The organism is Cytobacillus purgationiresistens (genome assembly GCF_030813235.1).
Classification (GTDB): Bacteria; Bacillota; Bacilli; order Bacillales; family Cytobacillaceae; genus Cytobacillus; species Cytobacillus purgationiresistens.
In genome coordinates, this window is sequence record NZ_JAUSUB010000004.1 from 208,863 (window position 1) to 228,508 (window position 19,646).

18 protein-coding genes are annotated in these 19,646 nt (G+C 38.9%); 3 read left to right on the forward strand and 15 right to left on the reverse strand.

The genetic code is table 11. The annotated features are described in order from the left end of the window. Nucleotides 1–9: 9 nt before the first annotated feature. The 8 genes from dnaK to gpr form a co-directional block, all read right to left on the reverse strand. Nucleotides 10–1,848 (reverse strand): molecular chaperone DnaK, encoded by a 1,839-nt coding sequence (gene dnaK / locus J2S17_RS06675; RefSeq protein WP_307473123.1) that lies wholly within the window; start codon nucleotides 1,846–1,848, stop codon nucleotides 10–12. A gap of 24 nt (nucleotides 1,849–1,872) precedes the next feature. Beyond that, the gene (gene grpE, locus J2S17_RS06680) at nucleotides 1,873–2,448 is read right to left on the reverse strand and encodes a nucleotide exchange factor GrpE (protein ID WP_307473264.1); all 576 of its coding nucleotides are present in this window, start codon (nucleotides 2,446–2,448) and stop codon (nucleotides 1,873–1,875) included. A gap of 150 nt (nucleotides 2,449–2,598) precedes the next feature. After that, on the reverse strand, nucleotides 2,599–3,630 hold the full coding sequence (gene hrcA / locus J2S17_RS06685; RefSeq protein ID WP_307473125.1) for a heat-inducible transcriptional repressor HrcA: 1,032 nt from the start codon (nucleotides 3,628–3,630) through the stop codon (nucleotides 2,599–2,601). Between the two features lie 111 nt (nucleotides 3,631–3,741). Next, nucleotides 3,742–4,875: a radical SAM family heme chaperone HemW gene (gene hemW / locus J2S17_RS06690; protein WP_307473126.1), complete on the reverse strand. Its 1,134-nt coding sequence runs from the start codon at nucleotides 4,873–4,875 to the stop codon at nucleotides 3,742–3,744. A 292-nt stretch (nucleotides 4,876–5,167) separates the two neighbouring features. Further along, nucleotides 5,168–7,003 (reverse strand): translation elongation factor 4, encoded by a 1,836-nt coding sequence (gene lepA, locus J2S17_RS06695; RefSeq protein ID WP_307473128.1) that lies wholly within the window; start codon nucleotides 7,001–7,003, stop codon nucleotides 5,168–5,170. A 372-nt stretch (nucleotides 7,004–7,375) separates the two neighbouring features. Next, entirely contained in the window at nucleotides 7,376–7,720 is a 345-nt protein-coding gene (locus J2S17_RS06700; RefSeq protein ID WP_307473130.1) for a YqxA family protein, read from the reverse strand. Nucleotides 7,721–7,740: 20 nt separating this feature from the next. Next, entirely contained in the window at nucleotides 7,741–8,943 is a 1,203-nt protein-coding gene (gene spoIIP / locus J2S17_RS06705) for a stage II sporulation protein P (RefSeq protein WP_307473132.1), read from the reverse strand. Between the two features lie 72 nt (nucleotides 8,944–9,015). Next, nucleotides 9,016–10,134 carry a GPR endopeptidase gene (gpr, locus tag J2S17_RS06710; protein WP_307473134.1) on the reverse strand — a complete coding sequence of 373 codons (1,119 nt, stop codon included), beginning with the start codon at nucleotides 10,132–10,134 and terminating at the stop codon, nucleotides 9,016–9,018. A 258-nt stretch (nucleotides 10,135–10,392) separates the two neighbouring features. Here gpr and rpsT point away from each other — a divergent pair, with 258 nt between their 5' ends. Next, entirely contained in the window at nucleotides 10,393–10,659 is a 267-nt protein-coding gene (gene rpsT / locus J2S17_RS06715) for a 30S ribosomal protein S20 (protein WP_307473136.1), read from the forward strand. A 16-nt stretch (nucleotides 10,660–10,675) separates the two neighbouring features. Here rpsT and J2S17_RS06720 read toward each other — a convergent pair whose 3' ends face one another. Further along, nucleotides 10,676–11,662: a hypothetical protein gene (locus J2S17_RS06720; protein ID WP_307473138.1), complete on the reverse strand. Its 987-nt coding sequence runs from the start codon at nucleotides 11,660–11,662 to the stop codon at nucleotides 10,676–10,678. Nucleotides 11,663–12,064: 402 nt separating this feature from the next. After that, the gene (gene holA, locus J2S17_RS06725) at nucleotides 12,065–13,096 is read right to left on the reverse strand and encodes a DNA polymerase III subunit delta (protein ID WP_307473141.1); all 1,032 of its coding nucleotides are present in this window, start codon (nucleotides 13,094–13,096) and stop codon (nucleotides 12,065–12,067) included. Nucleotides 13,097–13,457: 361 nt separating this feature from the next. On the opposite strand from holA, the gene J2S17_RS06730 reads away from it, so the two are divergent. After that, the gene (locus tag J2S17_RS06730) at nucleotides 13,458–13,592 is read left to right on the forward strand and encodes a YqzM family protein (protein WP_307473143.1); all 135 of its coding nucleotides are present in this window, start codon (nucleotides 13,458–13,460) and stop codon (nucleotides 13,590–13,592) included. 213 nt (nucleotides 13,593–13,805) lie between these two features. Here the strand turns inward: J2S17_RS06730 and J2S17_RS06735 are convergent, their stop codons facing one another. From J2S17_RS06735 to J2S17_RS06745, 3 genes are all read right to left on the reverse strand, one after another. Then, a complete protein-coding gene (locus J2S17_RS06735; RefSeq protein ID WP_307473145.1) occupies nucleotides 13,806–16,121 on the reverse strand; it encodes a DNA internalization-related competence protein ComEC/Rec2 in 2,316 nt (771 codons plus the stop codon). 176 nt (nucleotides 16,122–16,297) lie between these two features. Continuing rightward, the gene (locus J2S17_RS06740) at nucleotides 16,298–16,858 is read right to left on the reverse strand and encodes a ComE operon protein 2 (protein WP_307473147.1); all 561 of its coding nucleotides are present in this window, start codon (nucleotides 16,856–16,858) and stop codon (nucleotides 16,298–16,300) included. A gap of 102 nt (nucleotides 16,859–16,960) precedes the next feature. Further along, entirely contained in the window at nucleotides 16,961–17,548 is a 588-nt protein-coding gene (locus J2S17_RS06745) for a helix-hairpin-helix domain-containing protein (RefSeq protein WP_307473149.1), read from the reverse strand. 103 nt (nucleotides 17,549–17,651) lie between these two features. Here J2S17_RS06745 and comER point away from each other — a divergent pair, with 103 nt between their 5' ends. Then, entirely contained in the window at nucleotides 17,652–18,476 is an 825-nt protein-coding gene (gene comER / locus J2S17_RS06750; protein WP_307473151.1) for a late competence protein ComER, read from the forward strand. Between the two features lie 64 nt (nucleotides 18,477–18,540). On the opposite strand, the gene J2S17_RS06755 is transcribed toward comER, so the two are convergent. Further along, nucleotides 18,541–19,290, reverse strand: a complete 750-nt coding sequence (locus tag J2S17_RS06755) for a class I SAM-dependent DNA methyltransferase (RefSeq protein WP_307473153.1) — start codon at nucleotides 19,288–19,290, stop codon at nucleotides 18,541–18,543. Beyond that, a complete protein-coding gene (rsfS, locus tag J2S17_RS06760; protein WP_307473154.1) occupies nucleotides 19,287–19,643 on the reverse strand; it encodes a ribosome silencing factor in 357 nt (118 codons plus the stop codon). Before rsfS ends, J2S17_RS06755 begins: the two co-directional genes overlap by 4 nt. Nucleotides 19,644–19,646 lie beyond the last annotated feature (3 nt).

The following is a 19,646-nucleotide window of genomic DNA, read 5'->3' on the forward strand; positions in this document are numbered from 1 at the left end:
AATGTTTATTTATTTTTTATCATCATTAACTTCTTCGAATTCAGCGTCAACCACATCATCATCAGATGATTTTTGTGCACCTTCTCCTTCGGCACCTTGAGCAGCTTGTGCTTGTTGAGCAGCTTCCTCATAAAGCTTCATCGTTAATGCTTGCACGATTTCTTGCAAAGCATCTTTCTTTGTGCGAATTTCTTCAAGTTCGTTTTTCTCAATTGCAGCCTTCAATTCATCTTTAGCCGCATTTGCTTTAGTTACTTCAGCTTCATCCACTTTACCTTCTAGGTCTTTAAGTGTCTTTTCTGTAGTAAAGACTAATTGATCTGCTTCGTTGCGAAGTTCTACTTCTTCTTTACGCAATTTATCAGCATCCGCGTTTTCTTCCGCTTCTTTTACCATTCTTTCGATCTCATCATCAGAAAGGCCTGTAGAAGATTTAATTGTAATCGCTTGTTCTTTATTTGTTCCTAAATCTTTGGCACGGACGTTTACGATACCATTTTTATCAATATCAAACGATACCTCGATTTGCGGAACGCCACGTGGTGCTGGAGGAATATCTCCAAGTTGGAAACGGCCTAATGTTTTGTTATCCTGAGCCATAGGACGTTCACCTTGAAGCACATGGATATCAACAGCAGATTGATTATCTGCAGCAGTTGAGAACACTTGAGATTTAGATGTTGGAATGGTTGTATTACGTTCGATTAGTTTTGTGAATACAGCACCCATTGTTTCGATACCTAGTGAAAGTGGTGTTACGTCTAATAATACAACGTCTTTTACGTCACCAGTGATTACTCCACCTTGAATCGCCGCACCCATTGCAACAACTTCATCAGGGTTTACGCCTCTATGAGACTCTTTTCCAATTTCTTTCTTGATTGCTTCTTGGACTGCCGGGATTCGAGTAGATCCACCGACTAGAATTACTTTATCAATTTCAGATGCAGATAAATCAGCATCTTTTAAAGCTTGGCGAGTTGGTCCCATTGTACGTTCAACTAAATCTGAAGACAACTCTTCGAATTTTGCTTTTGAAAGTGTTACTTCTAAGTGAAGTGGACCTGCTTCTCCTGCTGTAATAAACGGAAGAGAAACTTGTGTAGATGTCACTCCAGATAAATCTTTCTTCGCTTTCTCAGCAGCATCCTTCAGTCTCTGAAGAGCCATTCTATCTTTCGAAAGATCAATACCGTTTTCTTTTTTGAACTGTTCTACTAAAAAGTCAATAATTACTTGGTCAAAGTCGTCTCCACCAAGACGATTGTCACCAGCAGTTGATTTAACTTCAAATACACCGTCTCCTAGCTCAAGGATAGATACGTCAAACGTACCGCCACCAAGGTCGTAAACTAGAATGGTTTGGTCTTCATCAGTTTTATCCATACCGTATGCAAGTGCTGCAGCTGTTGGTTCATTGATAATACGTTCTACTTCAAGACCAGCAATTTTTCCTGCATCCTTTGTTGCTTGACGTTCAGCATCGTTAAAATATGCAGGTACAGTGATGACCGCTTTAGTTACTGATTCTCCAAGATAATCCTCAGCATAGCCTTTTAGGTATTGAAGTATAATTGCTGAGATTTCTTGTGGTGAATACTCTTTGCCTTCTGCTTCCACTTTGAAATCTGTACCCATATGGCGTTTAACAGAAAGAATTGTGTTAGGGTTTGTGATTGCTTGACGCTTGGCAACTTCGCCGACTTGGCGCTCACCGTTTTTAAATGCTACAACAGAAGGTGTCGTTCTGTTACCTTCTGGGTTCGGAATAACCTTTGCTTCTCCGCCTTCTAACACGGACACACATGAGTTTGTTGTCCCTAAATCGATACCGATAATTTTGCTCATGTTCCATACCTCCAAATTATGTAATTATTGATTCACTTTTACCATCGCTGGGCGAATGACTCTATCTTTCAACATATAACCCTTTTGAAATTCCTCAACAACAATATTCGATTCAAACTGATCGTCTTCCACTTGCATCACCGCTTGATGGATATGAGGGTCAAACTCTTTCCCTACAGATTCAATTTGTTCTGCACCTTCTTTTTTCAAAGCTTCAACTAAACTGCGGTAAACCATTTCCATCCCTTGCTTTAAGGAATTAACTTGGTCATTGTCAGCTTGTGTTTGCAATGCTCTTTCAAAATTATCGATTGCAGGCAATAAATCAGAGATTAGGCTTTGTGATCTATATTTTTCAGACGCTTCACGATCCAATTTAGCGCGGCGTCGGGAATTATCAAAATCAGCTTGAAGACGCAAATAACGATTTTCAGCATCAGCTAATTTGCTTTCCAATTCGGCTGTTTTCGCTTTTAAATCAGCTACCTCAGCAGTTTCCTCAGATTGTTCATTCGAATCTTCTGTATTCAGGTCAGCAGCTTCTTCAAATACTTCCTCAATCGTGTCATTTGTGTTTGCTTCATCTGTTGTTTGGTCCATCTCTTGATTCAATTCTTCTTTTAACTCATCTTTTTTCTCTGCCAATTTTTTCACCTCCCTCAAATCATGTTGTTTAGTTTAAACCTTCGTGATATCACAGTTAAATGGGTGGAAAAGCTTGATTCCACCCATTAATCAATATCTCCAGGCTCACTCGTTCTGATACAGTTTTGAAAGCTCGATTGATAGTCCATTGCTTAAATATTGAAGCAGGCTAATCACTCGAGAATACTCCATTCTTGTTGGTCCAAGAATCGCAATGGTTCCCAATTGCTCTGCTCCTATTGAATAACTTGCAGTAATCAAGCTGCAATGATCCATGGCAGAATTGTTATTCTCCCTGCCAATTTTCACACTTATCCCCGCTTCATTCTTACGCATAAGATCGTAAATGCCCTCTTCATGTTCAATCATATTTAACAAACCCTTTACCTTATCAAAATCATGGAATTCAGGCTGGCTTAATATGTTGGTCTTCCCGCCAAAAAACAATTTTTCACTTGCTGGCATTTTGATGGTATCCACAATAGAACTGAGCATTAAATCATAATGATGGATATGCTGACGAAGCAGGACAGCGACCTCTTTATAAATTTTGTTATTCAAACTTTCAAGCGCAACACCTGTTAAGCGGTCATTTAATATATTGACCATCTTTTCAATGTCTCCGGAGTCCATAGTTTCAGGCAAGTGAAACATGCGATTCTCTACATGCCCGGAATCAGTAACGATGATGGCAATGGCTGTGTGATCATTCAAAGGAATAATTTGTATTTTCTTTAATTTATTATCTCTTACTGCTGGTCCTAATACAATAGAGGTATAGTTTGTCATTTCAGAAAGTATTTTTGCTGATTTTTGCACTACCTTTTCTAACTCATAGATTCTTTCAACAAAAATAGATTTAACCTGATGAACCTCCTGTTTATTCAACCGCTGTGGAGACAACAAATGATCCACATAATATCTATACCCTTTTTCGGAAGGAATCCTCCCTGAAGAGGTGTGTGTCTTTTCAATAAATCCAAGCTCCTCTAAATCAGCCATCTCGTTCCTAATTGTCGCCGAGCTAAAAGAAATCTCACTTTTCTTGGACAAGCTTCTAGAACCCACCGGCTGTGCCGTTTGAATAAAATCATCAACAATTACTTGAAAGATCATTAATTGACGATCTGTTAACACAGTAATCACCTCTGTTAGCACTCTTTGCTAACGAGTGCTAAATCTACTAATAAATTATCAAAACAATCGATGAGTGTCAATCATTTGAGCATATTTATCTAGAGGAACCCTTTACTTAATAAATGATTGAAAAACTTCATTCCCTAACAAATACCCTTTTCTAGTGAGCTTAATAGCATCTCCGTCTAGTTGTAAAAGTTGTTTCTCAATATGTGTTTGAATTTCTTCACCAAAATATTGCATTGGATTGGCTGAAAATTTTTCTTCAAATCGGCTGATCGAAACACCTTTTATTTTACGAAGTCCAAGAAACATTTCCTCTTCCATTTGTTCGGCCTTTGTCGGTTTCTGTTCTTCGATAATCGGCAATTTCCCTTCTTTAAGAGGATCCATATATTTTTTCAGCGGACCGTAATTAGAGCGCCGATATCCGTTTACATATCCGTGTGCACCAGCTCCAAATCCATAATACCATTCATTATCCCAATAGGTTAAATTATGCTTGCTCTCAAAACCAGGCTTGGCAAAATTACTGATTTCATATTGCTCAAATCCTTGTTTTTCCATTTCATCCATTAATGTTTCATACATCGCTGCTTCTGCGTCTTCACCCGGGGTTGGCAGTTTCCCTTTTCTCATTAAATTATAGAAGACCGTTTTTGGTTCTATGATGAGTGAATACCCTGAATAGTGCTGAATATCAAGTGTAAAGGAGGTAGCCAGCGTTTCTTTGAAATCTGCTAAGGTTTGACCAGGCAAACTATAAATTAAATCGATGCTAATATTTTCAAACCCTGCATTCTTTGCCGCTTCAATTGATTGAAAAACATCCTTCGCACGGTGAACTCTTCCAATTCGCTTTAAAAGCTCGTCATTAAAAGTTTGAACACCGAAGCTAATTCTGTTCACACCTCCTGCACGGAGCAAAGAAAGCTTTTCAGCTGACAGATCTCCCGGGTTCGCTTCAAAGGTGTATTCAACGTCTTCGGCAAAAGGCATGTATTTATTAATCGTTGATAGCAATTTTTCTAGTTGCTGCACGTTTAAAGCGGTCGGTGTCCCTCCGCCAATAAAAATCGTTTTAAACTTTGTATATGGTGCATCCACTAATGTAAGCTCGATCTCTTTATCCAGGTAATCCAGATACTCATCAACCGGCTGCCCCTTCAAAAAGACTTTATTAAAATCACAATAATGGCAAATATGTTCGCAAAACGGAATATGAATATATGCCGCATTTATCATTTCTACACAACCTTTATTATTTGAAGAGGATGTGAACTCTCCAATGAATTCTCATGGTAACTAAGAAAAGCGCTGGGCAACCTTGCTCAGCCTCAGGCATAGCATAAGACGTGCCAACAGAAAGGTGTTCTTTACCTTTCTGGGAGGATTGCTTAAAACCTCGAGAGGGCGACGCTGGTGCTAGACATTTTTCAAATTTAAAAAATCTATACTCAATATCTTATAAACAAAAATAGGTTAGCGCATGCTTTATGAGAAAGCATACCTAACCTATTATAACAAAGCAATTGATTTACTTTTTAGGATTAGTATCATCCATTTTAAGGACGGCCATGAAGGCTTCTTGAGGCACTTCCACTGAACCAACTTGCTTCATTCTCTTTTTACCTTCTTTTTGCTTTTCAAGCAATTTACGCTTACGGGAAATATCACCGCCGTAACACTTAGCCAATACGTTTTTACGAATCGCTTTAATCGTTGAACGTGCAACGATTTTTTGCCCAACTGCAGCTTGAATCGGCACTTCGAATTGCTGGCGCGGAATTAATTCCTTCAACTTTTCAACAATGATCTTTCCACGTTCATAGGCAAACTCATTATGAACAATGAAACTTAATGCATCGACTTTTTCTGCGTTAAGAAGTATATCCATCTTCACTAGCTTAGATGGTTTGTACCCTATGAGCTCGTAATCAAAAGATGCATAACCTTTTGTATTGGATTTTAATTGATCAAAGAAATCATAAACGATTTCAGATAACGGAATTTCGTATGTGATATTCACACGGGTTTCATCCATATATTGCATATCAATAAAGTTCCCGCGCTTGATTTGACAAAGTTCCATAATCGCACCCACATAGTCATTCGGCGCCATCATAGTTGCTTTTACATACGGCTCTTCAATACGATCAATCTTTTGTGGATCTGGCATATTTGAAGGGTTATCCACCTTTACTTCGGTTCCATCTGTTAAAACAACATCGTATATAACACTTGGAGCCGTTGTAATCAAGTCAATCTTAAACTCTCGTTCGATTCGTTCTTGAATAATCTCCATATGAAGTAATCCAAGGAAGCCGCAGCGAAAACCGAAGCCCAATGCTTGAGAAGTTTCGGGCTCAAACTGAAGCGCGGAATCATTTAATTCAAGCTTCTCTAGCGCTTCACGCAAATCATTGAATTTGGCGCTATCAATCGGGTATAGACCGCAATAAACCATCGGATTCATTTTTCGGTAACCAGAAAGAGGTTCAATTGCTCCATTCCTCGCACTGGTAATTGTATCCCCTACTCGTGTATCTCCTACGTTTTTAATTGCCGCAGTCAAAAAGCCTACATCACCAACGGAAAGTTCATCGAGCGGAGTGGACTTTGGTGTGAAAACACCAACTTCAGTTACTTCAAACTCCTTGCCTGTTGCCATCATTCTAACTTTATCGCCGACCTTCACTGTCCCTTCGACTACGCGAATATAGGCAACAACTCCACGATAAGCATCATAAAGAGAATCAAAAATGAGCGCTTTTAGCGGGCCTTCAGGATCACCAATCGGTGCGGGCACTTTCTCCACAACTTGTTCAAGAATATCTTCAATACCGATACCTGCTTTAGCGGACGTTAATACCGCCTCTGAAGCATCAAGTCCGATCACTTCCTCAATTTCATTACGAACACGCTCTGGATCCGCACTTGGGAGGTCAATCTTATTAATAATTGGCAAAATTTCCAAGTTATTATCAATCGCTAAATAAACATTAGCCAATGTCTGAGCTTCAATCCCTTGCGCAGCATCCACTACTAATATTGCACCTTCACAGGCAGCAAGGCTTCTTGAAACTTCATATGTAAAATCAACATGCCCCGGTGTATCAATTAAATGAAAAGTATAAACTTCCCCGTCCTTGGCCTTATATTTTAATTGAACCGAGTTTAATTTAATCGTTATACCCCGTTCTCTTTCAAGGTCCATGGAATCCAAGAGCTGATTCTTCATCTCCCTGGATGTTAAAGCATTGGTTTTCTCAAGAATCCGATCAGCCAGGGTAGATTTACCGTGATCGATATGAGCAATGATAGAAAAATTCCGTATCTTGGATTGCCTATTAAGTCTCTCTTCTCTGTTCATGAATTATATTTCACTCCTATATTAAAGCGCAGTGCGTCTCATCATCCTTATGGTCACTCATCAATGGTTTTTTACTCTTTAAAAATCCCACAAAAAGGAGTCACCTAAGACGCTAAAAGCTAAAAATCCCTCTATCTGTAAGTTAATAGAATCCTGTTTATATTAAAAACATAGCGATACTATAGTATCTTACATTGAGCAAGTCTATACTCTACATCGTTACACATTCCCTAATAGAGAACATACATATTGTAGATTATATCAGTACCCAAAGGAAGATTCAACGCTTATCCGATTAGGAGAGAAATCGCTCAGCCGTTCTTGCCTCGACGTTTTGTTCATAAAAAGAGAAATAGCGACCTCCATTCGTCGCTATTTCTCCTGTATAAGCTCACTGATATAATTAATCCCCTTTTCTGTAAGTGAGCGTGTTCCCTCGGATAGTCCTTTTCCTAAGGATGAAAAGAAGTTATAAACTTGCATCTTTTCTAATTGATCCTTTTTCCCTTCTAAATCATGACTTGAAACGTCCTCGCCTAGTATCGCCGCTTGTAATTCACCATCTGCAGTCTCCCCAACAGTCAAAGCGCTTTTATATGCCGGATCCTCGTAGCCTCTCATATTGTGTATGCCGTCATTGGCTTTTTGCATCCCGAAGAGAACAGATACAAACATCAGTGCAATAAGGCAGGAAAGCTTAAACATAAACATCTTCATGGTTATCACCTAACATTCATTTATTCTTTATCTGCTTTCTGTTCTGCCGACTGATTAACTTCCTCTGCTTGCCAATAGTATTCGCTGATAACTTCAGCCAGCGCTTCAGCTGAACGATCAAGCTCCTCATAGGTGTTATCCAAGCCGCCAAATTCAATTAAAATAGCCTTATCTGATAAGTCCTGGTTAAACTTGCCGTTTGTCCCTTTTCCTTCTTTCGTAAAACTCCCTCTGCTGACACCTTTATATTTTTTCTGCAGCCTTTGATGCAATTCATTAGCGAATTGTAAATTCTTTTCATAATTTACATGTTCGCCGCCAACAACAAAAGCCAGCTTTGCGTAATTTTTACCATCTAATTTTTTTGTCGTTGCTTCCTTTCTTTTTGAATCCCGGTGGATATCAATCAGATAGGTTAAATCACGCTGCGAAGAGACTGCCGCCTCCACTACCTTTCTAGATTCCTGATAAGAATAACCGTATGTCAGTCCTTTTTTACTTAGATTGGCTTGAACATCCGTTTTTTCGACAACAGTGCCGATGCCTTTACCCTCCAAGGCCTCCTGCAGCTTATCTCCGATTTTAGTCACATTCATTTCTGGATGATAGGCACCATCAGGATTGTCCACTCCCTTTAGATAAGGAAGATAGGCTTCAGTATTATGTGTGAAATAAATATAAGCCACCTTTTTATCACCTGTCGTCATTGCTGGAGTTTGTTCTTTATTTGTATCACTAGGTTCATTCTTCACCTCTGCTGTATTAACAGCTTGTTCATTTGCTTGTAACACTTCAAGCGTAGGGGAAGACTCTATTGGCATATTTGTGTAGTCTGTTCCTTCTCCAGCAACAATTATCTCGCTATCGAAAATAGTTAACGCAGGCAATTCTCTTCCAAAAAGGCTTCGGGGATCATCGAAGCTAATATTGGTCGATAATTGAAATAACGCACTCACTACACTTGGTGCTTCTGTTTTTTCCTCAATACTCTGAAGAAAATAATGATTTTCCCAGCCAAACAATTTATAGAGCATGTCTCCTGTCATAGACTTGGCTGCCGTATTGACAGAAGATGAGGATATTCTATATTCCGGCTTCAAGGTAGTTAACGCTCCGCTGATCGAAAATATCATGAACAAAAATAATAAAAATCCAATTAATCCTTTTACCAAGCTTGTCCACTGCACCTCAATCAACAATCCACTTTGTTTCAGGGTTTTCACGCGTTCACCTCTATCCCGCAAGTCTAGTAAATCCTATGACTTTACTAGAGATGATAGAACCAATAATCTTTTTTATCTCGTATAAAAACCTGCGTTATCTTGATTCACACTTTTATGAAGTGCTGCATTAAGACCGCTCGCAAGAAGGTTTGCCATATCTTCAATAAAGACATCTACTTCTTTCGGTGTGACCATCAAGTTATGACCGATTGGTGAAAGCACCTCATAAATGAGCTTTCGCTTTTCTTCCTCTGGCAAAGTACCCACTATTCCTAAAAATGTTTGCCGCTGCTCTTCTTCAGGCAGATCCTCATCTGTAAGCTTTCGCTTTTCTCCAAAGTTCATGCCAGCAGGCGCCAGAGCTCTAGATGGTTTATCCCCTTCACGAAGCTCTTTTCCGAAATGTTTTAAAATGAAATCAATCGTATCACTCGTAATAGAAACCGCATCCACAACGGTTGGAACTCCGATTGCGATAACTGGAATCCCCAAGGTTTCTTTGCTTATTTCCTTACGCTTATTCCCTACCCCGGATCCCGGGTGAATACCTGTATCAGAGATTTGAATAGTAGAATTAACTCTTTCAATCGACCTTGCAGCTAAGGCATCTACCACGATTACAAAATCAGGCTTTGTTTTCTCCACAATCCCAAATAAAATATCACTCGTTTCAATACCTGTCAGTCCCATTACTCCAGGAGCGATCGCACTTACCGGTCTGTATCCTTCTTCTACATTTTCTGGCTGCAATTCATAGAGATGGCGGGTGATTAAGAGATTTTCACATACTTCTGGTCCCAAAGCATCTGGAGTTACATTCCAATTTCCTAATCCAACAACCAAACAAGAAGCCGTTTCATTTATCCCAATCTGTTTAATGAACTGTGCCATTTCTTGCGCAAACACCTTCTCAACTTGCAATTGAAGGTCCGTATCTTGCTGTCTGATACCTAAAACCTCGAGTGTTAAATATTTCCCTTCTTTTTTTCCTAATAGTTCTGCACCTTGTGCAGTGACTTCCACAAAAGAAACTTTTATTCCATTTTCATCTTTTTCTTTTATGATGACACCTTCCATTTGTGATTGGTTTTCCTCCTTGTGGATACCCCTTTCTTCCAAAATCAATTCTCTTGCTTCCACTGCTAAATCCGTTCTAATCGCATATTTACTTAAATCTAAAGGTTCTTTCATCGATAGCCCTCACATTCGATTTTGTCTTCTATGGAATTTAATAAATAGAAAATACAGTTATTTTTAGCTTTACCTTTTTCGACCAAAAACATTCATGAATATCCAGAAGAAAAACAAGAGACTCTTTGTAAATTAGAAAGGTGAGTATTGCATTATCGGTGCGTGTTTGATAAAATATCACTTGTTCTTAATAATTGTTAATGAATGCGAAAGTCGGGTATATATAATCTCGATGCTTTTTTGTAGGAGGTGAATGGAATGCCAAACATTAAATCTGCTATCAAACGTGTAAAAACAAGCGAAGCTCGTAAAGCACACAACGTAACAGTTAAATCTAACATGCGCTCTGCAGTTAAAAAAGTTGAAGCTGGTATCGTTAATAACGACGCTACTGCAGCAACAGAAAACTTTGCACTTGCATCAAGCAAACTTGATAAAGCCGCTGCGAAAGGACTTATCCATAAAAACGCTGCAGCTCGTAAAAAATCTCGTTTAATGAAAAAAATGAACTCTTTAAACGCATAATTTTAAAGATTCACGGCTATCTGAACTCGGATAGCCTTTTTATTTTGCCTTGAAAACTGAAAGGCGGAAGGACCTCATTCAACCACCTTGAATCCCTCGCTTTCTCGGCTACTTTGGAGATTTTATCCTGACTTAGCGGGGAATCAATCGTTTTCTCAGCTATTTTTGGGATTTCATTCTGACTCAGCGGAGAATTACGCGTTTTCTCAGCTATTTTAGGGATTTCATTCTGACTCAGCGGAGAATCACGCGTTTTCTCAGCTATTTTAGGAATTTCATTCTGACTCAGCGGAGAATCACGCGTTTTCTCAGCTATCTTAAAAATTCTATCCTGACTCAGCGGGGAATTACGCGTTTTCTCAGCTATTTTTAATATTTTATCCTGACTTAGCGGAGAATTACGCGTTTTCTCAGCTATTTTTAATATTTTATTCTGACTTAGCGGAGAATTACGCGTTTTCTCAGCTATTTTTGGAATTTCATTCTGACTCAGCGGGGAATCACTCGTTTTCTCAGCTATTTTTAATATTTTTTCCTGACTTAGCGGGGAATCACTCGCTTTCTCAGCTATTTTAGGAATTTCATTCTGACTCAGCGGAGAATCACGCGTTTTCTCAGCTATCTTAAAAATTCTATCCTGACTCAGCGGAGAATTACGCGTTTTCTCAGCTATCTTAAAAATTCTATTCTGACTCAGCGGAGAATCACGCGTTTTCTCAGCTATCTTAAAAATTCTATCCTGACTCAGCGGAGAATCACGCGTTTTCTCAGCTATCTTAAAAATTCTATCCTGACTCAGCGGGGAATCACGCGTTTTCTCAGCTATCTTAAAAATTCTATTCTGACTTAGCGGAGAATCACTCGCTTTCTCAGCTATCTTAAAAATTCTATCCTGACTCAGCGGAGAATCACTCGTTTTCTCAGCTATTTTTAATATTTTTTCCTGACTTAGCGGGGAATCACTCGCTTTCTCAGCTATTTTAGGAATTTCATTCTGACTCAACGGAGAATCACTCGCTTTCTCAGCTATTTTTGGAATTTCATTCTGACTTAGCGGAGAATCAATCGTTTTCTCAGCTATTTTTAGGATTTCATTCTGACTCAGCGGAGAATCACTCGCTTTCTCAGCTATCTTAAAAATTCTATCCTGACTCAGCGGAGAATCAATCGTTTTCTCAGCTATCTTAAAAATTCTATCCTGACTTAGCGAAGAATTACGCGTTTTCTCGGCTTTTTTAAAAATTTCATTCTGACTCAGCGGAGAATCACGCGTTTTCTCGGCTTTTTTGGATTTATTCTTACAAACCTTACTCTAAATAGGATGTGAGTCTATTCTTTCAAAACAAATTCTTTACGATTGCACACAAAAAACCGCTCACCTTTTAATGAGCGGGATGTTCATTCTTTAAGTTTCAACTGAATGCCGATTTAGCTTGAACAAGAATAATTCAATCAATAAAGCTTTGTTCATTCCACCTGTTTTCATCTGATAATCTGCCTCTGCTAAAAGATTCATGATCTGGGCTAACTCTTCATCACTGAATTGCTTCCCTTGTCCGGCTGCAAGCTTTACTCTAAAAGGATGCGCCTTAATATATCCGGCAATTTGATTTTGCCCGTACCCTCTTCTGGCTAATTCCTTCACCTGGTAAATCAATCTAAATTGATTAGTAATAACCGCTAATATTTTGATAGGTTCTTCATTTTGCTTTAATAAATCATAGAAAATTCTCAGTGCATCTTCAATATTTCTATGCACAATTTTATCAACTAATGTAAAAATATTCTGCTCAAGAGAACGAGAAACAAGTTTTTCTACCATGTTAACGTCTATTCTTTTATCTTCCTCAGCGTACAATGCAAGCTTATCCATTTCGCTGGTAAGCATAAATAAGTTGGTGCCTGAAAGCCTGAGCATTAATTCTACAGCCTCTTCGTCGATTTGTACGCCATTTGAAGCTGCACGGTCTCTAATCCAAACCTTTAATTCGGGCTCTGTCAGTTTTTTTGCTTCTAAAACGGATGCTGATTTTTTTATTTGTTTCGTCAGTTTTTTTCTCTCATCCAATTTTTCATACGCACCTGAAAAAACAACAATTGAGTATGGCGAAGGGTCCTTTAAATAAGCTTCAAGCATGGCTAAATTATGCTCTGTTTTAGATTTAGACTTTTCTGCAGTTAAGAAATAGGGATTATGTAAGAAAATGAGTCTCCGCTCGCCCATAAAGGGAAAGGTTTCTGCATCCTCTAATGCCGTTTGAATCGGGGTTTCCTCTAAATCATAGGAAGAGAGGTTAAAATCCACCTCTTCTGGACTTAATGCATGGCTGATTAAGAGCTGTTTCGTTTCGTTTATAAGATAGGGCTCTGTCCCGAATAATAAATAGAGTGGGCTAAAGCTCCCTGCTTTAATTTGTTTCCATATATCAAAAGCCACTTTACCTTCGCTCCGTTCTTTTTTGCTTATGTACTACTATCCTATAGAAGCATACCCTTTTTGACAAGTGGAATCAAAAATCAGTAATCTGTTCATAATAACGGCAAAGCAAGAGGCGTCTATTAGCTGAATAAAGAAAAAGACACTTAAAAAAGTGCCTTTTCCACATCTATATAGAACGCTAAAGCGATGAGGCCTAGGTTTCTCTCGCTATAGCGGTGCACCTGGTATAACTTTAATATTTCCTTATCCATTCTACTTATAGCTGACAACTCTTGTAAGGTAAGGAAAAGGAATCTTTGAAGTGTAGATTTTTTCAAGGGAATCGCTTATACTAAATAGGAAATAGGAGGGTTGACCTGTGAACGAATTTGAAAAAAACGTCCAATCAAAACGTCACGATATTGGTGACTCTGCAATGGGATTCATTGCATCTTTCGGATTCTTTGCAATACTGTTCATTATTGCAACAGTCATTAAGGCGATTGGCGCTTAATTGCCCAATCAGTACAATAGCGAAAGTGGCCATATGGTCTTATAAAAAGCAGGATTCAGCTTAGAGGCATCATACATAAAGCAGCGACATCTGTTGCACATAATCTTCCTTTTAGGAACATATAGGCGCTTTTAGCAAACCACTTTATCTTTTTTCCGAGGCTGCATGTGAATGCAGTCTTTCTTTTCGTCTTACCTTCAGTGATAAAATATCCTATGGAAGGACAACAAAAAATGTTCCACCATCCCGTGAAAATTTATAGGTGATTGCACCATGTAGGTCTGTCCGCAAAACTCGGACACCTTTCTCACCCAACCGGTCAACAACTTCTGCATGTGGATGCCCATAGCGATTATTTCTACCAGCAGTAATGATTGCTATGGAGGGGTTTACACTCGTTAAAAATTCATTAGTGGAAGAAGATTTACTACCATGATGACCCACCTTCAAAATATCAACCGTTAAGGATGGATATACCTCAATCAGTCTCCTCTCACCCTCTTCCTCTAAATCCCCTGTGAATAACCATGTAAGGCCGCCCATCTCTCCATATATCACTAAGGATCCATCATTTTTATTTGCTATTCTTTCCTCAGGTGATAGTACAAAAAAGCTTGCATCACTACTTGCCCAATTTTCCCCTGATTGGATAAAGCGTACTGGAACCTTCTTTTCACTCGCAGCTGTAAGGAGAGCCTTTTCAAGATCACTCACTTCCTTTGTAACAGGCATAACGATCTCCTTTATATTCACTTCACTTAATATCGCTTTTGCACCTCCGATATGATCTGCATCACCGTGAGTTAAAATAAGCTTATCAATCACCCTCACTCCCCTGCTTTTAAGAAATGGTAAGACCACTTCCTTCCCCGGATCATATCCCTTTTTCCGCCGTTGCCATTCCTCTGTTTCGAACATCAGCACACCACCAGTATCAATTAGATAATTTCCCTGTCCATAAGGGAGTTTAATAAAAATACTGTCTCCCTGCCCTACATCTATAAAGGTAACCTCACCATATGGAGAATAGGTTGTTGAGAGGAAATGTATGAACAGAACCATTACCGGCAGTAACAAAGAACGCATAAAAAACCTGAATCCACTCTTCTTTTCCCATATTAGAAAAAAGACCGGAATCACGATTAAATAGCATAGGATGAGAAGTGGATGAGGGCGTCCAAGTGTAAGGACAGCAAAGGGAATTTCCGCAAAAGATCCGCTAAATTTATCCAACCATTTGAAAAGAAGATTCGTTACAATAAGAGGGATTGTGAGCACCTCACCCACTAGAAGATGTACCACGAATAAAAAGAGAAGAACGGGAAGGATCACGACTGAAAACAGTGGGACGTAAATAGCATTTGCGATGATGGAAACAACAGATACTTCAAAGAAATAATAAAGCAATATCGGAGTTGCAGCCAGTTGACATACTAAAGAGGTGGCCAGTAGCAAACCAAGCGGATGAGTGATTCGCTTGATTAAGACCGGGGCGCTTAAGATAAGGAGAAAGGTAACGACAAAAGATAGTTGAAATCCCACATGAAAGATGATATAAGGAGCAGCAAACGTATAAGCGATCATCACTAAAGAAATGACATCTTGCGTAAGTAACGAAGACAAATACTTACGAGCTAATAATGCAATCATTAACATGCATACCGCTCGAAGGACAGACGGGGCAGCACCAGCGAGGATGGCATAGCACGGAAGAAAGAATAGCAGAAAATTAGTCATGCTTTCTTTTGTCACCCCCAGTCTTATTCCCATATAGAAAATCATTCCTGTCAGCATACCCACATGCAGGCCGGAAATCGCCAATAGATGAATTACCCCCAGTCTCCGGTATGCACCGATTGTTTGCTCATCGATAAGCCCGCGATCACCAAATAATAAAGCCGCAGCTAAAGGAGCCGTATCCGTTGGAAATTGATTTTGAATATATGAAATGCCTTTGTTTCTGAGATTTTGAAAAAAAGTTGAGAAGGATGGATTTTGCGAGGAGCACCGCTGGGTGTCAAGTTCATTTATTTCTAATAACCAATAAATTTGCTTATGTGCTAAATAATTCATGTAGTCGAACCCATTTGGATTGACAGCAGCGGAAGGGCGGGTAAGTACACCAGAGACAGAGCAGGAAAAACCAGCATGTAAGTGATCCATTAAACCTTCCTTTTCCTCTTTTGTTTTAACTTTATATCTAAGCATCATTTTTTCTTTTGAATGTAACTCTTTGATTTCTGCAGATAAAAAATCTCCATTCAATTGCCATTCCCGGTGAAATAAAATATGAAAATTAGTTTCCGCTCCAGCAAACTGCGAAATATTCTGTTTTTCAGCCCATTCGGTACGAAGAAAAAAACCAGCAAATACTAAGAGAAGAAGGATTATTTGATTTTTCTTGAATTGTTTGATTTTGATGAGAAAAAAATGAAGAAACACGATGATGACAAAGAAAATCGGTGAGATAAACGCGGATAAAATACCTAATAAGGCAGCAAAAGCTATATATGTCCATTTACCTTTCAATTCTATAAAAACCCCCTTATATGAAATGTGGAGACGGCTCGCTCAAGCATATGACGCGAAGGAAATGAGAGAGGTTTTTGTGGCTAAAGACCTCAAGAGCTAGCCACCGCAGCTAAACAATAAAAGGTTTCCATAAGTAAGGGATAATCCTTACTTATGGAATGGAATCATCTTCATTATGAGAAAAGCTGTTCAGCTTCTCTTTTTAATTTTTCTACCTCTGCTTGTTTGCCATGATCTTTTTCTAATTCCTGAAATATCTTTTCTAGAAATTGTTTCTTTTCCTGATGATGCAGTTCTAATTTCATTTCATTCGTCTCTACCTTCTGTAGCGCCACACCAGCCTGTTCAAATAACTCAATTCCATATGGATGATTTTTATAATCCTGTGCAAAATATACCGTTTTTATGCCTGCTTGGATAATCGCTTTACAGCATTGTAAGCAAGGAAAATGAGTAACATAAATTTCTGCACCCGTTGTCGCCACTCCAAACTTCGCGCATTGTAAGATTGCATTCATTTCCGCGTGAATGGTTCTTACACAGTGATTATCAATTACATAGCAGCCTTCATCAATGCAATGAACACCGCCTGCAATCGATCCATTATAGCCCCCTGCAATCATTCTATTATCCCTCACGATCGTTGCTCCGACTGTAAGTCTAGTACAAGTACTTCTTAACGCAAGTAAATGGCTTTGTGCCATAAAATATTGATTCCATGAGATTCTTTCCACTTTCACTCTCTCCTTTTGTGCTTAACTTATCAATGAATTCTCTACCTATCGCCCATTTTAGTTTAATCCGCTTTGCCAGCATGGTCAAATAACATAAAAATCTTATTTTACCTTGATTTGATCTTTTAATTTCTCAAATGTTTTATCACCGATCCCACTAATTTTCTTTAAATCTTCAATATCTTTGTATGGACCATTTGTTTCCCGATGCTCTATGATGGCTGCTGCTTTTGCAGGGCCCACTCCAGACAGCGTCTCCAGCTCAGCAGATGATGCAGTATTAAGATTTACTTTATCCTCTCCTTTTGACTGGCTCCCCCCTAAAGCCTCACTCACCATGTCTGATGTTTCTCCACGTGTTGGAATATATAATACCATCTCATCTTCCACTCTCATTGCAAAATTCACCTGAGTCTCATCTGCTTCATCCATGAGTCCACCCGCCTTTTGAATGATATCTATCACGCGATCATTTGGATTGGCCTCATACACTCCAGGCTTTTCAACCGCACCTTTTACATCTACAATGAGTATTTCTGATACTGTCTCTTCTTCATGTGGTTTTTGCTGTTCTTCGAAGAGCCATTCATTTTGAATTGCTGCTTCATCTTTCTCCTCTGGCCAAAATGAAAATAATAACACGCTCACCCCTACTATTCCGCCTGCAATAAATAATTGATTCTTTTTCATCCATTCAACGAACATGATCGATTCCTTTCTTTTAGCATAATTTAGTTGTACTGTTCATACTTTTATAGGAGAAATACTTGCTTGTGAAGGAGGGAAAAAACAATTGAAAATCGGCATAATTGGCACAGGCAACATGGGAAGGATTTTGGCGGAAGCAATGCTGGACAGCAAAGCCATATCCCCTTCTTCCATGACGATTACTAATCGAACATTAGAGAAGGCAATCGAAATAAAGAGAAACTACAGCGAGGTGAATGTGGCTGTGGATGCAGCAACCACAGCAAAAAATGCATCCTTAATATTCATCTGTGTTAAACCTCATGATGTGTATGAAGTCATTAAAAAGATTACACCTTATCTATCTGATGAGAAATGTGTAGTATCGATAACAAGTCCCATTGGCGTCAAACAGCTTGAATCTGTTATCACTTGTTCATCGGCCAGGGTTATTCCAAGTATTACCAATCGAGCGTTAGCAGGGGTATCTTTACTTTCATTTGGAGATAAATGTGATGTGAATTGGGTGAATCATTTAAAATTACTTTTTGAAAATATATCTATTCCAATTCAAATAGAGGAGGATATCACAAGAGTCGCTTCGGATATTGTAAGCTGCGGACCTGCATTTTTCAGTTACTTGACCCAAAGGTTTATTAATGCAGCTGTATCTGAAACTGAAATTGATCAAGAAACTGCAACAAAGCTGGCAAGTGAAATGTTAATTGGTATGGGAGAATTACTGAGGCAAGGACATTACACCTTGCCGACTTTACAGGAAAAAGTGTGTGTTAAAGGTGGAGTTACAGGTGAAGGGATCAAAGTTTTAGAGGCAGAAATCGGAAAAATGTTTGAACATTTATTTCAGGCCACACACGCAAAATTTAATGAAGATCTAGAAAATGTAAAGAAGCAATATACACATATTTAATTCTCTCTTTCCTCATCGTTTTCCTGCACAAAAAGCCAATCCCGACATTGAGATTGGCTTTTTCTTATTTCTTTTTACAAATAAAAAAAACTCTTTCAGCATCTTCCGAGACTGGACCAGCTTTAAAATCCGCGCAAATCTCAAGTACCTCAAAGCCACATTCAGAGAGCCATGCCTGATAAATCTCAGGAGCGTAAGTCCGCTGAACATGGAGCTCATCATAACGGTCATAACGTCCCGAGGATTCATCAAGTACAAAGAAGGAGAGCTCATGCTCCACACTGTGTTCATATTCGCCTGCGAAGCTTTGCCAAATATAGCTAATTTCATCCTCATTTAAAGCATATGTCTGGTTCATAAAGATATTTGACATTTTATATAAAGAATGAACATCAAAAATAAATAAACCCTCATCTTTAAGATGCCCGAATACACCTTTAAATGTTTGGATGACCTCATCCTCTGTTTCAAGATAATTCAATGAGTCGCAAAAAATACCTATGATATCAAATTGCCCTAAACCTTCCAATTCAGCCATGTTCTGCTGAAAAAATTGGATTGCAACATGATTCTTTGCAGCCTTTGCTTGAGCAACAGAAAGCATATCTTCTGATAAATCTGCACCGACCACATCAAAACCACCTTGAGCGAGCCGTACGGAAAGCTCACCAGTACCGCATGCGAGATCCAGTAGCGTCTTATCAGAGGTCATACCATATTCCTTAGCTTTCGTTTCAAGCAAGCGCACCCATTCATCATACGGAGCATCGATCATTAGTTGATCATACAGGTACGCAAATTGCTGATAGCTCATTGCTGAAGCTCACTTTGGATATCTTCCAATTGTGCATCTCCCCATAAGCGCTCTAAATTATAATAGCTTCTTTCATCACGATGAAAAACATGGGCTACAACATCACCAAGATCAACTAGGATCCATCGAGCTTCATCAAAGCCTTCCATACGCTTAACTTCATGGCCAAGTTCTTCAGCTTTATCCTTTATTTCTCTAGCAATTGCTTGTACTTGTTTGTCGGAATTCCCGTGGCAAATAACAAAGTAATCAGAAATAAGGGAAACACCCTTCATGTTTAATGCAACAATATCTTCTGCTCTCTTGTCATCCGCTGCCTTTACCGCTGTTAATAATAATTGTTTTTCACTCATCTA

Coding starts and splice junctions, on each gene's coding strand:
- lepA (WP_307473128.1), bottom strand. CDS start 7,003: ATGAACAGAGAAGAGAGACTTAATAGGCAATCCAAGATACGGAATTTT.
- dnaK (WP_307473123.1), bottom strand. CDS start 1,848: ATGAGCAAAATTATCGGTATCGATTTAGGGACAACAAACTCATGTGTG.
- rsfS (WP_307473154.1), bottom strand. CDS start 19,643: ATGAGTGAAAAACAATTATTATTAACAGCGGTAAAGGCAGCGGATGAC.
- J2S17_RS06755 (WP_307473153.1), bottom strand. CDS start 19,290: ATGAGCTATCAGCAATTTGCGTACCTGTATGATCAACTAATGATCGAT.
- J2S17_RS06700 (WP_307473130.1), bottom strand. CDS start 7,720: ATGAAGATGTTTATGTTTAAGCTTTCCTGCCTTATTGCACTGATGTTT.
- gpr (WP_307473134.1), bottom strand. CDS start 10,134: ATGAAAGAACCTTTAGATTTAAGTAAATATGCGATTAGAACGGATTTA.
- grpE (WP_307473264.1), bottom strand. CDS start 2,448: ATGGACCAAACAACAGATGAAGCAAACACAAATGACACGATTGAGGAA.
- hemW (WP_307473126.1), bottom strand. CDS start 4,875: ATGATAAATGCGGCATATATTCATATTCCGTTTTGCGAACATATTTGC.
- rpsT (WP_307473136.1), top strand. CDS start 10,393: ATGCCAAACATTAAATCTGCTATCAAACGTGTAAAAACAAGCGAAGCT.
- J2S17_RS06745 (WP_307473149.1), bottom strand. CDS start 17,548: ATGAAAAAGAATCAATTATTTATTGCAGGCGGAATAGTAGGGGTGAGC.